The sequence below is a fragment of the Geodermatophilus sp. SYSU D00705 genome (assembly GCF_054050135.1).
Window position 1 is genome coordinate 1 of sequence record NZ_JBJGYT010000059.1, and the last position, 14,879, is coordinate 14,879.

Below are 14,879 nucleotides of genomic sequence, written 5' to 3' on the forward strand. Positions count from 1 at the left end.
GGCTGGCGGCGCAGGGGACCTGCGCCGCCAGCCTCCGCTGGGGCGCTCCGGGAGACTGGCGGCGTGCTGCCACCACCGGGGACGCCGGGCACCGACCTCCCGGTGCGCGCGGTGCTGCCGGCCCTGGACGCCGCGCTGACCGGGGCCGGCAGCGCGGTGCTGGTCGCGCCGCCGGGCACCGGGAAGACGACCCTGGTCCCGCTCGCGCTGGCCGGGGCGCTGCCCGGGCGGGTGCTGGTCGCCGAGCCCCGCCGGGTCGCCACCCGCGCCGCCGCCCGCCGGATGGCCGCGCTGCTCGGGGAGCCGGTGGGCCGCTCGGTGGGCTACAGCGTCCGCGGGGACAGCCGGCGCAGCGAGGACACCCGCGTCGAGGTGGTCACCACCGGGCTGCTGGTGCGCCGGCTCCAGGCCGACCCCGAGCTGGCCGGGGTGGCCGCAGTCGTCCTGGACGAGTGCCACGAGCGGCACCTGGACACCGACCTCGCGCTCGCCTTCACCCTCGACGCGCGGACCGCGCTGCGCCCCGACCTGCACCTGCTGGCGATGTCGGCGACGGCGCAGGCCGGCCGGCTGGCGCTCCTGCTGGGCGGAGCCGAGCCGGCGCCGGTGGTGGAGGCGACCGGCGCGCTGCACGACGTCGAGGCGGTGTGGTGCCCGCCGGAGCCCGCGGTGGCGCCCCCGCACGGCAGCCGGGTGGACCCCCGGCTGCTCGACGCCGTCGCCGCGACCACCCGCCGCGCGCTGGCCGAGACCTCGGGCGACGTGCTGGTCTTCCTGCCCGGCGCGGCCGAGATCGCCGGGGTCGCCGGCCGCCTGGGCGGGGTGGACGCCGACGTCCGTCCCCTGCACGGCCGGCTGCCCGCCGCGGACCAGGACGCCGCCCTGACCCCCGCCCCGCGACGGCGGGTCGTGCTGGCCACCGACGTCGCCGAGAGCAGCCTGACCGTGCCCGGGGTGCGGGCCGTCGTCGACGCGGGGCTGGCCCGGGTGCCGCGGTTCGACGTGTCCCGGGGGCTCGGGGCGCTGGCCACGGTGCGGGTCTCGCGCTCGTCGGCGGTCCAGCGCGCGGGGCGGGCCGGGCGCGAGGGGCCGGGCCGGGTGTACCGGCTGTGGTCGGAGGCCGAGCACGCCCGCCTGCCGGCCGCCCCCGAACCGGAGATCGCCGTCGCCGACCTGACCGGCCTGGCCCTGGAGCTGGCCTGCTGGGGTGCGCCCGAGGGCACCGGCCTGGCCCTGCCCGATCCGCCGCCGGCCGCCGCGTTCGCCGTCGCCCGGGCCGCCCTGCACGACCTCGGCGCGGTGGACGACAGCGGCCGGGTCACCGCCCGCGGACGGTCGCTCACCGCCGTCGGCGCACACCCCCGCCTCGCGCGGGCGCTGCTCGACGGCGCCCGGCTGGTGGGATCCCGCCGTGCCGCGGAGGTGGTGGCGCTGCTGTCGGCCGACCTGCCGGCCGGCTCCGACGACCTGGTCGCCGAGTGGCGCGCCCTCCGCGGGGGCCGCGGCGGGGCGGCCGCCCGCTGGCGCGAGGAGGCCGGCCGGCTGGCCCGCGCGGTGCCGGCCACGCCCGGCGAGCCCGGCCTGCCCGACGACGTCGCCGCCGGCCTGGTCGTCGGCCTCGCCCACCCCGAGTGGCTGGCCCGCCGGCGTCCCGGCACCGAGCGCACGTACCTGCTGGCGGCCGGCACCGGCGCGGAACTCGCCCCGGGCACCGCGCTGACCGGTGCACCGTGGCTCGCGGTGGCCGCCGCGGACCGGCAGCCCGGCCGGCGGGACGCCCGGGTGCGCTCGGCGGTGGCGGTCGACGAGGCCACCGCGCGCGAGGTCGGCGCCGTCGTCGAGGGGCCCGAGGTGGCCTGGCGGGACGGCGACGTGGTGGCGGGCCGCGTCGAGCGACTGGGCGCGATCGTGCTGGTCGAGCGGCCGCTGCCCGACCCCGATCCGGCCGCGGTCGCCGCCGCGGTCGCCGAGGGGCTGCGCCGGGAGGGGCTGGCCCTGCTGCGCTGGACCCCTGCCGCCGCGGCCCTGCGCGAACGGCTGGCCGCCGCGCACGCAGGGCTGGGCGAGCCCTGGCCCGCGGTGGACGACGACGCCCTCGGCGCCGCGCTCGCCGCCACCCCGGCTCTCTCCGCCGCCCGCAGCCGCGCCGACCTGACCCGGATCGACCTCGCCGCGGCGCTGCGGGCGCTGGTGCCGTGGCAGGTGGCCGGGCGGCTCGACGAGCTGGTGCCAGAGCGGGTCGAGGTGCCGACCGGCTCCCGGATCCGGGTGGACTACACCGATCCCGAGGTGCCCACCCTCTCGGTCCGGGTGCAGGAGGTGTTCGGCTGGGCGGCCGCGCCGGTGGTGGCCGGCCGGCCCCTGCGGCTGCAGCTGCTCTCCCCGGCCGACCGGGTGGTCGCGACCACCGCCGACCTGGCCGGGTTTTGGGAGACCGGCTACCCCGGCGTCCGCGCGGAGCTGCGCGGCCGCTACCCGCGGCACCCCTGGCCGGAGGACCCGGCGACCGCCGCGCCCACCCGCCGCGCCCAACCCCGCCGTTGAGCGGCGGCGGAGGCTGGGGGCGTAGGAAACCTGCGCCCCCAGCCTCCGTTCAGCCCGCGATCGCGGCCACCGGCGAGGTGCGGACGGCGCGGCGGGCGGGCAGCACCGAGGCGAGCAGCCCCGCGACCGTGGCGACGGCGACGATCGCGGCCACCTGCAGCCACGGCACCACCAGCACGGTGTCGGCGACCTGCCCCAGCACCGACGCCGACCCGGCCAGCCCGTACGCGGTGCCCAGGACGACGCCGAGGACCGCGGCCACCCCGGCGACCAGCACCGCCTCCCACGCCAGCAGCCCGCGCAGCTGCCGCCGGGTGAGGCCGAGTGCCCGCAGCAGCCCGTTCTCCTGCCGCCGCTCCACCACCGACAGCGCCAGCGTGTTGCCCACCCCGATCAGCGCGATGACCACCGCGATGCCGAGCAGTCCGGTCACGACCAGCAGCAGGGTGTCGAGCACCTCGGCGATCTGGGCGCGCACCGTGACGATCCCGGTGACGGAGGCGTCGGACACCGCCGTCCCCACCGCGTCGGTGACCGCGTCGACGGCCCTGGTCTGCGCCGCGTCGCCGGCGTCGTCCAGCCGCAGCCACAGCGTGCCGATCCCGGCGTCGGGGACGAGGCCGGCCAGGTCCGCCGCGGTCAGCAGCACCGGCGTCTCGGCCACGACCCGGGCGAGGAAGGAGCCCGTGCGGCCCTCCGCGGTCAGCTCCACCCGGTCGCCGTCGGTCACCGACCAGCTCTCCGCGAGCCCCTCGGGCAGCAGCACCTCACCGGGGTCGGGCAGCACCAGGTCGTCGGTCGAGCGGAGCGCCGGCAGTGCGGTCGCGCGGTCAACGCCGGTGGCCGCCCACACCGCGCCGTCCGGGCCGGTGACGTCGGCCGCGGTCAGCGCGGTGCCGGTCGCGACGCCGTCCAGCGCCTCCAGGTCGGCCAGCAGCCCGGCCGGCAAGGGCGCGGAGAGGCCCTCGATCACGACGTCGGCCGGGAACTCCGCCTCGAGCCCGGCGGTGGCCGAGGCCTTGGTGGAGGCGGCGCCGACGACCATCGAGGTGGTCAGCGTGACGCCGATGAGCAGGGCGGTGGCGGTCGCCGCCGTCCGCCGGGGGTTGCGCGTCGCGTTGCCGGCGGCCAGCCGGGCCGGCACCCCGCCGGACCACGCGGCCAGCCGGCCGGCCGCCGCGACCACCGGAGGGACGCCGCGCTGCGCGAGCAGGACGACGCCGAGGAAGCTCAGCACCCCGCCGGGCAGGGCGACCAGCACCGAGGCCATGACCACGCCGAGCGCCAGCAGCCCCACGCCCGGCAGCAGCAGGCCCAGCCCGAGCAGCAGCCGCAGCACACCCGGACGGGAACGCAGCGGTGCCGGGTCCGCGGGCCGCAGGGCGGCCAGCGGCGCGACCCGGGTGGCGGCCCGCGCCGGGGCGAGGGCGGCCAGCAGAGTGGTCAGCGTGCCGACCACGACGCCGACGGCCACGGCGTACCAGGGCACCGAGACCCCGGCGAGCGGGATGGGGGAGTCGAGGTCGCCGACCGCGGCCGACACCGCGGCGGCGAGGCCGACCCCCGCGACGGCGCCGAGGGCGGAGGAGACCAGACCGGTGACGAGGGCCTCGCCGGGCACGCTGCGTCGCACCTGCCGCGCGGTGGCGCCGACGCAGCGCAGCAGCGCCAGCTCACGGGTCCGCTGGGCGAGCAGCACCGCGAAGGTGTTGGCGATGACCAGTCCGGCCACGAGGACCGCGACGGTGCCGAAGACCAGCAGGACGGCGGCCAGCGCGGTGGCGTTGCCCATCATCGCCGCGGCTGCCTCGACCGACTGCTGCTCGCCGGTGCGGACGATGACCGCCGAGTCCCGCAGCGCCGTGGCGACGTCGAGGCGCACCTGCTCGTCGGACACGCCGGGGGCCGCGGCGACCCGCAGCTCGACGGGGTCGGCGGCGCCCCAGGCGAGGGCCTGCTCCGGGACGACGAAGCCGCGGCCGAAGAGCCCGGCCTCCGGGTCGCCGCGCAGGTCGACGAGCCCGGTCACGGTGACCTGCGCGGCCGACTGGTGCCCGTCGGCGTCGGCGGAGGTGACGGTCAGGACGTCGCCCACCCGCGCGCGGGCCCGGTCGGTGACCGCGATCTCCCCGGGCCGGTCGGGCAGGGAGCCGGCGGACAGGTGCTGCCACCGCAGGGTGGGGTCGTCGGCGACGGTGCCGACGAGCAGGTACTGCGACCCGGTGCGGCCGGGCACGCCGGCCTGCACCGACGTCTCCCAGGTGGGGGCGACCGCGCCCACCGACCGCAGGCCGCTCAGCACCGCGACGTCGTCGTCCAGCGGGCTGCCGTCGACGGAGGTGACGACGGCGGCGGTGTCGACGTACTGGGCGCCGACCGCCTGCAGCACGGTGCTGCGAGCGGTCTGGTCGAGCGTGAGGGTGGCCACGACGAAGCCGACCGCGATCACCACGGCGAGCGTCGAGGCGACCAGCCGCGCGGCGTGCGCGCGGAGCTGGGCGAGGACGACCGGTCGCACCTCAGGCCCCCAGCCCGCGCAGCGCGGCGACGACGGAGTCGGCGGTGGGGCGGTGCACCTCGCCGGCCAGCCGGCCGTCGGCGAGCAGGACCACGCGGTCGGCGTAGGCGGCGGCGATCGGGTCGTGGGTGACCATGACGACGGTCTGGCCGGTCTCGCGGACGCTGCTGCGCAGCAGGTCGAGCACCTCGGCGCCGGCGCGGGAGTCGAGGTTGCCGGTCGGCTCGTCGGCGAAGACCACGTCCGGGCGGGGGAGCAGGGCCCGGGCGACGGCGACCCGCTGCTGCTGGCCGCCGGAGAGCTCGTGCGGGCGGTGCCGCAGCCGCTCCCGCAGTCCCAGGCGGGCGACCACCGCGTCGAACCAGGCCGGGTCGGGACGGCGGCCGGCCAGCTGCAGCGGCAGCACGATGTTCTCCCGCGCGTCGAGGACGGGGAGCAGGTTGAACGACTGGAAGACGAAGCCGATCCGTTCACGGCGCAGCCGGGTCAGCTCGTCGTCGCGCAGGCTCGTCAGCTCGGTGTCGCCCAGCCACACCGTCCCGCCGGTGGCCGCGTCCAGCCCGGCCAGGCAGTGCATGAGGGTCGACTTGCCCGACCCGGACGGGCCCATGATCGCGGTGAAGGCGCCGCGGTCGAAGTCGACGTCCACCCCGGCGAGGGCGTGCACGGCGGTCTCCCCGCTGCCGTGGGTCTTCGTCAGGCCGCGGGCCCGCACGGCGGCGGCCGGGGACGGCGGCTCACCGGGGACGGTCAGGACAGGGACGGGAGCGGACACGGGGCAACCTCCGGGAGGGATCGGGAACGGGTGCCCACGCTGCCGGTCGGGGGAGGTCTCCCGCGTCGGAGCGGGAGCTGATCCCGGCCTCCGCCTCGGGACCGATCCGCCGTCCACCCGGGGGCTGACCCGCGGGCGTTGACGTGCAGCCGTCCGGCTGCCTATCGTTCAGGCAGCCGAACGGCTGCACGAGGGGAGGCGGAGTGGACCGCACGTTCCGCGCGCTGGCCGACCCCTCCCGCCGGCAGTTGCTCGACCGGTTGCAGGAGCGGCCGGGGCAGACCCTGCGCGAGCTGTGCGCCGGGCTCGACATGGCGCGCCAGTCGGTGAGCAAGCACCTGGCCGTGCTCGAGTCGGCCGGGCTGGTGACCGCGGTCCGGCGGGGCAGGGAGAAGGTGCACCACCTCAACGCCGCCCCGATCCAGGCCGTCTCCGACCGGTGGATCAGCCGGTACGACCGCGAGCGGGTGCGTGCCCTCGCGGACCTCACGACCGCACTGGAGCAGCAGATGAGCAGTCCCGAGTTCGTCTACACCACCTACATCCGCACGACCCCCGAGCGGCTGTGGCAGGCGCTCACCGAACCCGCCTTCACCCGTCGCTACTGGGGCGTGGCGCTCGACTCGGACTGGGCGGTCGGGTCGCCGGTGACGTGGGAGGAGGGCGGGGTGACCATCACCGACCCCGACCAGGTGGTGCTCGAGGCCGAGCCGGGCCGCCGGCTGACCTACACCTGGCACGCCTTCACGCCGGAGTGGGCCGCGGCGCACGGGTTCGACGACGACCTGCTCGGCCGGCTGCGCGGCGAGCGCCGCTCGAAGGTCACCTTCGCCATCGAGCCGATGGGGGAGGTGGTCCGGCTGACCGTCGTCCACGACGGCTTCGACCCGGACAGCACCGTGGTCACGATGGTCCGCGAGGGCTGGCCGCACCTGCTGTCGGACCTCAAGACGCTGCTGGAGACCGGCGAGACGCTGCCCGCTCCGGAGCCGGCGTCCGCCTGATCAGGCGGGGGCGTCGCGCAGCAGGTCGGCCGGCTGCACCAGGCCGGTGCGGAAGGCGAGGACGACGGCCTGCACGCGGTCGCGCGAGCCGGTCTTGGCCAGCACCCGCCCGACGTGGGTCTTCACCGTCGCCTCGCTGACGAACAGCCGGCCGGCGATCTCGGTGTTGGTGGCGCCGAAGGCCATCAGCTCCAGCACCTCCCGCTCCCGCGGGGTGAGCTCGGCCAGTGCCCGGTCCTCGGCGGCGGGGGTCCGGGGCGCGGCGCCGCGCAGCATCGGCGCGACGTGCTGCAACAGCCGGCGGGTGGAGCTGGCGGCGATCACCGAGTCCCCGGCGTGCACCGTCCGGACGGCGGCGAGCATCTCCTCCGGCGCGGCGTCCTTGAGCAGGAAGCCACTGGCCCCCGCCCCGATCGCGGCCACCACGTACTCGTCGAGGTCGAAGGTCGTGAGCACCACCACGCGCGGCGGATCGGCCAGTGCGGTGACCCGCCGGGTCGCCTCGATGCCGTCCATCCCCGGCATGCGGACGTCCATGAGGACGACGTCGGCGGCAGTGTGCGCCAGCAGCTCCACGGCCTCGACGCCGGTGCCCGCCTCACCGACGACGGTCAGGTCGGGCTGGGAGTCGATGACCATCCGGAAGCCCGCCCGGACCATCTGCTGGTCGTCGACGAGCACGACCCGGATCTGACCGGTCATCGGCGGGCGGGGTGGGGGAGGACCGCGTGCACGCCGAAACCGCCGCCGGGGCGCGGGCCGGCGTCCAGGCGGCCGCCGTGCAGCTGGGCGCGCTCCCGCATGCCGATGACCCCCTGCCCTCGGCCGTCGGAGGCCGGGCCGGCGCCCTCCTGCACCACCGCGGCCGACGCGCCCCGGCCGTCGTCGAGCACCGACAGCTCCAGGGCGTCGGGCCGCCAGTGCAGCCGTACCCAGGCCCGCCTGGCGGGGCCGGCGTGCTTGAGCACGTTGGTCAGCGACTCCTGCACGATCCGGTAGGCGGCCAGCTGGGGCCCGGCGGGCAGCTCCCGCGGCGTGCCCTCGACGAGCAGGTCGACGTCCAGGCCGCTGGATCGCACGTCCTCGACCAGGCCGGCGATCGCGGCGACGTCCGGCTGCGGCGCGTACTCCTCGCCGCCGTCCTCCCGGAGCACACCCAGCAGTCCCCGCATGTCCGACAGCGCCTGCCGGCCGGTCGCGGCGATCGCCTCGAGGGCGGTGGTGGCGGCCGCCGGGTCGCTGCGCCCGGCGTAGCGACCGCCGTCGGCCTGCGCGATCACCACCGACAGCGAGTGGGCGACGACGTCGTGCATCTCGCGGGCGATGCGGGCCCGCTCGGCGGTGGCGGCCAGTCGCATCTCCTGGTCCCGCTCCAGCTCCAGCAGCCGCGCGCGCTCCCGCAGGTCGCCCAGTCGCCGGACGCGGGCGCGGCGGAGGTCGCCCAGTGCCCAGGCGGCGACGACCGCCACCCCGATCGACCCGGCGCTGGGGACGACGGCGTCGCTGCCGGCGACGGAGAAGTAGCGCAACCCGGCGAGCAGCGCGCCGGCCAGGCCCACCGCGAGCCCGGCGCGACCCGCCCAGCGCGGGGCGTAGGCCGCGAGCGCGTACACCATCACCAGCGCGGAGACGTTGGCCACGAGGAACTCGTCCAGGACCACGAGCTCCAGCAGCCCCGCCGCGACGACCACCGCAGCCGCCCGGACCGGACGTCGCCGTCGCCAGGCCAGCGGCGCGACGAGCAGCGTGCCGACGACGAGCGCCGTGGCCTCCGCCGGCCGGTACGACCCGACGGGGAGGAGGACGGTCAGGAACCAGACGAGGGCCGCGATCGCGACGTCGACGCCGACCGGGTGCTCGCGGAGGAGCACCTCGAGACGCTCGAGGGGTGGGCGGCCGTCCATCGCGACGACCCTAGGCAGCGGTCCCGCCGCCGTCGTCCACCCCCGGGATGACCCGCGCGTCCCACCCCGGGGTGAGGGGCGACGGTGTCAGCGCGGGCCGAGGTGGCGCAGCAGGGTCTCGCCGAGGTCCCGCATCGCGGTCACCTGCTCCGGGCTGAGCTGGTCGAACAGGTGGGTGCGCACGCCCTCGACGTGCACCGGCGCGGCGGCCTCGAGCGCGGCGAACCCCTCGTCGGTCAGGACGGCGAGCAGGCCGCGCCCGTCCTCGGGGCAGACCTGGCGGCTCACCCAGCCGCGCTCCTCCAGCCGGGAGACCGCGTGGGACAGGCGGCTGCGCGAGGACAGGCAGGTGTCGGCGAGCTCGCTCATCCGCATCCGTCGCTCGGGGGCCTCCGACAGCGCCACGAGGATCTCGTAGTAGGCATGGGAGATGCCGGTCTCACGGGTGAGCTCGCGGTCGAGCCGGTCCTGCAGGAGCAGGGAGCTGTAGAGCCAGGCGCGCCAGGCCCGCTGCTCGTCCTCGTCGAGCCAGCGGGGCTCCCCGGGGGTGCGGGCCGGCGCGGGGGCCGATCCCCCCGCGGGGGTGGACACGTGCGCGGTCATGCCCTGAGGGTACTGGCGGAATAGATGAGCCTTCAACTACGCTGTGGCCGGGCAGAAGGTCAAACGCTCAACCAGTTATCGGAGGTCCTCATGACCAGCACCGCCACCCAGATCCCCGGCTACGTCGTCGGCACCTGGGACATCGACGCCAGCCACTCCACCGTCGGCTTCTCCGTCCGCCACATGATGGTGAGCAAGGTCCGCGGCTACTTCCGCGAGTTCTCCGGCGAGATCGTCACCGCCGAGGACCCCACGCAGTCCAGCGTCACCGCGCAGGTGAACATGGACTCCATCGACACCCGGCAGGAGCAGCGTGACGCGCACATCCGCTCCGCCGACTTCTTCGACGTGGGCAACCACACCGAGATGACCTTCCGCTCGACCGAGGTCCGCACCGACGGCGCCGACTGGACCGTCGTCGGCGACCTGACCATCAAGGGCATCACCAAGCCGGTCGAGCTGCAGCTGGAGCTCAACGGCTTCGGTCCGGACGCCTACGGCGGCACCCGCGCCGGCTTCTCCGCGAAGACCGAGATCTCCCGCAAGGAGTACGGCGTCGACATCGACATGCCGATGGACGGCGGCGGCGTCGTCGTCGGCGACAAGATCACCGTCGAGCTCGAGATCGAGGCCGTGCTCCGCACCGCATGACGAAGGACCTCCCTGCCCCCCGCCACTCGCAGGCTCGCGGCGGGTCCCTGCAGGGAGGCCACCCCCTCGCTCACCTCGGAGGCCCCGGGCGTACTGCCCGGGGCCTCCGGCGTTCCCGGGGATCTCCCAGCCCGCTCCGGGGGAGCCTCGCAGCCCGCGGGCCGACCGTGGGTCCGTGGAGAGGATCACCGCCGCCGTGGACGCCGCGCGGGGCTGACCGCCGGTCCCGTCCTCCCCGGGACTGAGGCGGGGGAGACTGGGCGGCATGTCGACCTCCACCCTCGCCCGCGTGCAGACCCGCTTCCCGTCCGCCGTCCTCGTCGCCGTCGGCCTGGCCGCCGGCTTCGGCATCGCACAGGGCACCGGGATCCGTGCGCTCGGCGGCGCGGTCTTCGCCCTCGGCGGCCTCGGTGCGGCGTGGCTGTGGGTGCAGCGGCGCGGCTGGGCGGTCGCGCTGGGGCTCGGCGCCCTCTACGTCGGGGCCTTCGTGCTGGCCCACGTCCTGGCCCTGGGTGTGGGGATGGCGGCCTGGCTGGCCGTGGGATTGGTCACGATCGCCGCCGCCGGGGTGACGTTCGCGGTGGCCGACCGCCCGCGGGAGGCGGCCGCCGCCCGCTGAGCGCCTAGAGTGGGAAGGTCGCCGGGCCGGCGGCCGTTACACGAGATGCCGCGAGCGCCGACGCCGCGGAATCCCCGAACTCCCCGAGGTGCCGTTCCCGCATGCCCACCCGCGACGACCTGCGCAACGTGGCGATCATCGCCCACGTCGACCACGGCAAGACCACCCTGGTCGATGCCCTCCTCCGCCAGGCGGGCGCCCTCGGGCGCGCCAAGGGCGAGGGGACGGACAACGACTCCACGCAGGACCGCGTCATGGACTCGATGGACCTCGAGCGTGAGCGCGGCATCACCATCCTCGCCAAGAACACCGCCATCCGGCTGGCCGACGACGCGGGCAACCCGGTGGTCGTCAACATCGTCGACACCCCCGGCCACGCCGACTTCGGCGGCGAGGTCGAGCGTGGCCTGTCGATGGTCGACGGCGTCGTCCTGCTCGTGGACTCCTCCGAGGGCCCGCTGCCGCAGACCCGGTTCGTGCTCCGCAAGGCGCTCGGCAAGGGGATGCCGGTGATCCTCGTGGTCAACAAGACCGACCGCTCCGACGCGCGTATCGGCGAGGTCGTCGACGAGACCTACGAGCTGTTCATGGAGCTGCTCGAGGACAACGGGCTGGACACCGACGCCCTCGAGTTCCCGATCGTCTACTGCAACGGCAAGGCCGGGAAGGCCTCGCTCAACCGCCCGGCCGACGGCACCGACCCCGACAACCCGGACCTCGCGCCGCTGGTGAAGACGCTGCTGGAGACCATCCCGGCGCCCTCCTACGACGCCGAGGAGCCGCTGCGCGCGCAGGTCACCAACCTCGACGCCTCGCCGTTCCTGGGCCGGTTGGCGCTGCTGCGCATCCACTCCGGTGAGATGAAGCGCGGCCAGCAGGTCGCCTGGTGCCGCACCGACGGCTCGGTCAAGAACGTCAAGATCACCGAGCTGCTCGTCACCGAGGGCCTCACCCGCACCCCGGCCGAGACCGCCGGCCCCGGCGACCTCGTCGCCATCGCGGGCATCGAGGAGATCATGATCGGTGACACCCTCGCCGACCCGAACGACCCGCGCCCGCTGCCGCCGCTGACCGTCGACGAGCCGTCGATCTCGATCACCATCGGCATCAACACCTCCCCGATCTCGGGCAAGTCGGGCAAGAAGCTGACCGCCCGGTTGATCAAGAACCGCCTCGACCAGGAGCTGGTCGGCAACGTCTCGGTGCGCATGCTGCCCACCGAGCGACCTGACACCTGGGAGATGCAGGGCCGCGGCGAGCTCGCGCTGGCGATCCTCGTCGAGCAGCTGCGCCGCGAGGAGTTCGAGCTCACCGTCGGCCGGCCCACCGTCGTCACCAAGGAGATCGACGGCAAGCTGCACGAGCCGGTCGAGCGGGTCACCATCGACACCCCCGGCGAGTACGTGGGCACGCTGACCCAGGCGCTGGCCACCCGCCGCGGCCGCATGGAGAACCTCGTCCACCACGACACCGGCTGGGCGCGGATGGAGTACGTCGTCCCCTCCCGCGGGCTCATCGGCTTCCGCACCGAGTTCCTCACCGAGACCCGCGGCACCGGCGTCCTCAACCACAACCTCGAGGGCTACGAGCCGTGGATGGGCGACATGCGTGCCCGGCCGACCGGCTCGCTGGTCGCCGACCGGCAGGGCGTGGCGACGTCGTACGCGATGTTCTCGCTGCAGGAGCGCGGCTCGATGATGGTCGCCCCGGGCACCGAGGTGTACGAGGGCATGATCGTCGGCGAGAACTCCCGCCCCGACGACATGGACGTCAACATCACCAAGGAGAAGAAGCTCACCAACATGCGGTCCTCGACCGCTGAGGAGCTCGAGCGGCTGATCCCGCCGCGGATCCTGAACCTGGAGCAGGCGCTGGAGTTCTGTGCCGAGGACGAGTGCGTCGAGGTCACCCCGGCCGCCATCCGCGTGCGCAAGGTGATCCTCGACCAGAGCGAGCGCGGCAAGGCCAAGAACCGCAAGCCGAAGGCCTGAGCGCCCCGGCCCTGACGGCCGAGTGAGCAGTGGTGGTCGCGACACGTGCGCGACACGCCGCAGTCAGCGGCGGCGACTGCCCACTCGGCCGTTGCCGTTCCCGGGATGGCGTTGACACCCCTCCACCTGGCTCCCTAGCGTTCCTGCCCGTCCTAGGACCGCTTCTCGGGGCACCCCCCATCCCCGTTCCTGGTTCCTGCGGTGCCCCCGCCACCGCGCGACGACGCCGGTGGACCGCCACGGACATCGGAGCCCCCATGCTCGGACGCCCCCACCCCCTCCCGTCCACCCCGCCCGCGAGCGGACGACGTCACCGCCGCGGCCTGGTCGCCGTCGGCACCGGACTGCTCGTCCTCGGCCTGGCCGCCCCGGCCGGTGCGACCGTCGAGGGCGGCCCCAGCACGAGCGTCGAGCCCTTCGGCACCACGCCCGACGGCACCGCCGTGGAGCGCTGGACCCTCGCCAACGGCGACACGACGATGCGCGTGCTGACCTACGGCGGCGTCATCCAGACGCTGGAGGTGCCCGACGCGGCCGGGGAGGTCGAGAACGTCGTACTCGGCTACTCCGACCTCGACGGGTACGTCGCCGAGGGCGACCCCTACCTCGGCGCGCTCATCGGCCGCTACGGCAACCGCATCGCCGGGGGCAGGTTCACCCTCGACGGCGCGACCTACCAGCTGCCGCTCAACAACGGCCCGAACACCCTCCACGGCGGTCCCGGGGGCTTCTCCGAGCGGGTCTGGACCGCCACCGACGTCAGCGACGACGAGGTGGCCGCGCTCCGCCTGGAGCTGGTCAGCGACGACGGCGACCAGGGCTTCCCCGGCACCCTCACCACGACGGTCACCTACAGCCTGGACGCCGACTCGCGGCTGACCGTGCACTACGAGGCCACGACCGACGCGCCGACCGTCGTCAACCTGACCCAGCACAGCTACTGGAACCTGGCCGGCGAGGGCTCGGGGTCCATCTACGGCCACGAGCTGGAGATCGACGCGAGCGGTTACACGCCGGTGGACGCGACGCTGATCCCGACGGGCGAGATCGCCTCGGTGGAGGGCACCCCCTTCGACTTCCGCGAGGCCACCGCGATCGGCGCCCGGATCCGCCAGGACGACCAGCAGCTGCTGTACGGGCAGGGCTACGACCACAACTGGGCCCTGGACCGGACGGACGACGGCGCTCGCGAGGGCTCGGACAGCGAGGACGGCCTCGAGCAGGCGGCCGTGCTGCGCGATCCGGACAGCGGCCGCACCCTGACGATCTCCACGACCGAGCCGGGCCTGCAGTTCTACTCGGGCAACTTCCTGGACGGCACGCTCGTGGGCACCGGCGGCACCGTGTACCGCCAGGGCGACGGCCTCGCGCTGGAGACCCAGCACTTCCCCGACTCCCCGAACCAGCCGGACTTCCCGTCGACGGTGCTGCGCCCGGGCGAGACCTACGACAGCACCACGGTCTTCGACCTGTCCTCCTGAGGGACGCCGCGACGCCGAACGTGGTGTCGTGATCACGCCGTGACCAAGTGTGATGGCGGGCCGGGGCGCCCCGACCCGCCCGTCGCCCGTGCCCCGGGACGCGCCCGCCTCCCCTCATAGGTTCTCCTCGGGCCCGTGTGTCGAGGGCCCAGGGGGCGATGAGGAGAGGCGGGCGCGACGCTGATGAGGACCACCCTGCAGACGCTGGCAGCCGAGGGGCACCGCGGCGGGATCGACGTCCGGGTGAGCCTGCGCAGCGAGGCCGGGTCGGGGGAGCACGCGTTCGACGGCGCGTGGTTCCCGCGCAGCCGCGACCTCGCCGTCGAGCTCCCCGAGCTGATCGCGGCCCTGGACAAGCGCGGCCTGCGGGTGGAGCGGTTCACCTATCCGCTGGACGCCTGGTCGCCGGCGCCCCGCAAGGTCGTCGTCGGCGGCCGGGTGGTGCGCACCGGCGGGTTCCGCAGCATGGACCCGGGGGTGGTCTGCCTGACCTGGAACGGCGGCACGCGGCGGGCGGACCTGCTGGTGGTGCCGCCCGAGACCGACGTCATCACCGGCGCCCGCGCGCTGCGGCTGTGCACCCGCCGCGGCCTGCCCCGGTCGCCGCAGATGGTGCTGGCCGCTGCGCGCTCCACGCCGCTGCCGCAGGTGCCCGGGCTGGTCTAGGTGTAGTGCCCAGCACGGTTGCTGACGGCGACCCGGGTGATCGGGGGTTGTCCGCCGAGTGCGGTGTGGCTGCGGTGATGGTTGTAGGTGTGCAGCCAGTCGGGCAAGGCTGCGGCTCGCTCG

Annotated in this window: 12 protein-coding genes and 1 pseudogene; 7 read left to right on the forward strand and 6 right to left on the reverse strand. The window is 75.5% G+C overall.

Annotated elements, in window-relative coordinates; all coding sequences use genetic code 11:
• The first annotated feature begins 63 nt into the window (after window positions 1-63).
• Complete coding sequence (gene hrpB, locus ACI78Q_RS23065) at window positions 64-2,544, forward strand: ATP-dependent helicase HrpB (RefSeq protein WP_456925808.1); 2,481 nt, start codon at window positions 64-66, stop codon at window positions 2,542-2,544.
• A 49-nt stretch (window positions 2,545-2,593) separates the two neighbouring features.
• Here the strand turns inward: hrpB and ACI78Q_RS23070 are convergent, their stop codons facing one another.
• The gene (locus ACI78Q_RS23070) at window positions 2,594-5,062 is read right to left on the reverse strand and encodes an FtsX-like permease family protein (protein WP_456925809.1); all 2,469 of its coding nucleotides are present in this window, start codon (window positions 5,060-5,062) and stop codon (window positions 2,594-2,596) included.
• A 1-nt stretch (window position 5,063) separates the two neighbouring features.
• A complete protein-coding gene (locus tag ACI78Q_RS23075) occupies window positions 5,064-5,837 on the reverse strand; it encodes an ABC transporter ATP-binding protein (protein ID WP_456925810.1) in 774 nt (257 codons plus the stop codon).
• A 203-nt stretch (window positions 5,838-6,040) separates the two neighbouring features.
• Here ACI78Q_RS23075 and ACI78Q_RS23080 point away from each other — a divergent pair, with 203 nt between their 5' ends.
• Window positions 6,041-6,841 carry an ArsR/SmtB family transcription factor gene (locus ACI78Q_RS23080; RefSeq protein WP_456925811.1) on the forward strand — a complete coding sequence of 267 codons (801 nt, stop codon included), beginning with the start codon at window positions 6,041-6,043 and terminating at the stop codon, window positions 6,839-6,841.
• On the opposite strand, the gene ACI78Q_RS23085 is transcribed toward ACI78Q_RS23080, so the two are convergent.
• From ACI78Q_RS23085 to ACI78Q_RS23095, 3 genes are all read right to left on the reverse strand, one after another.
• On the reverse strand, window positions 6,842-7,543 hold the full coding sequence (locus ACI78Q_RS23085) for a response regulator (RefSeq protein ID WP_456925812.1): 702 nt from the start codon (window positions 7,541-7,543) through the stop codon (window positions 6,842-6,844). It abuts the gene before it with no gap.
• Window positions 7,540-8,745, reverse strand: coding sequence for a sensor histidine kinase (locus tag ACI78Q_RS23090; protein WP_456925813.1), 1,206 nt, complete (start codon window positions 8,743-8,745; stop codon window positions 7,540-7,542). The genes ACI78Q_RS23085 and ACI78Q_RS23090 overlap by 4 nt, the downstream gene beginning before the upstream one ends.
• Before the next feature lie 87 nt (window positions 8,746-8,832).
• Complete coding sequence (locus ACI78Q_RS23095; protein ID WP_456925815.1) at window positions 8,833-9,348, reverse strand: MarR family winged helix-turn-helix transcriptional regulator; 516 nt, start codon at window positions 9,346-9,348, stop codon at window positions 8,833-8,835.
• A gap of 90 nt (window positions 9,349-9,438) precedes the next feature.
• On the opposite strand from ACI78Q_RS23095, the gene ACI78Q_RS23100 reads away from it, so the two are divergent.
• The 5 genes from ACI78Q_RS23100 (at window position 9,439) to ACI78Q_RS23120 (ending at window position 14,756) form a co-directional block, all read left to right on the forward strand.
• Window positions 9,439-9,999 carry a YceI family protein gene (locus ACI78Q_RS23100; protein ID WP_456925816.1) on the forward strand — a complete coding sequence of 187 codons (561 nt, stop codon included), beginning with the start codon at window positions 9,439-9,441 and terminating at the stop codon, window positions 9,997-9,999.
• Window positions 10,000-10,264: 265 nt separating this feature from the next.
• Window positions 10,265-10,618: a hypothetical protein gene (locus tag ACI78Q_RS23105; protein ID WP_456925818.1), complete on the forward strand. Its 354-nt coding sequence runs from the start codon at window positions 10,265-10,267 to the stop codon at window positions 10,616-10,618.
• 101 nt (window positions 10,619-10,719) lie between these two features.
• Entirely contained in the window at window positions 10,720-12,609 is a 1,890-nt protein-coding gene (typA, locus tag ACI78Q_RS23110; protein WP_456925820.1) for a translational GTPase TypA, read from the forward strand.
• A 257-nt stretch (window positions 12,610-12,866) separates the two neighbouring features.
• Entirely contained in the window at window positions 12,867-14,090 is a 1,224-nt protein-coding gene (locus ACI78Q_RS23115) for an aldose epimerase family protein (RefSeq protein WP_456925821.1), read from the forward strand.
• Window positions 14,091-14,273: 183 nt separating this feature from the next.
• Complete coding sequence (locus ACI78Q_RS23120) at window positions 14,274-14,756, forward strand: DUF5994 family protein (protein ID WP_456925822.1); 483 nt, start codon at window positions 14,274-14,276, stop codon at window positions 14,754-14,756.
• On the opposite strand, the pseudogene ACI78Q_RS23125 reads toward ACI78Q_RS23120, so the two are convergent.
• Window positions 14,753-14,879: pseudogene (locus ACI78Q_RS23125) on the reverse strand (IS481 family transposase); the annotation flags it as partial. The gene ACI78Q_RS23120 and the pseudogene ACI78Q_RS23125 overlap by 4 nt on opposite strands.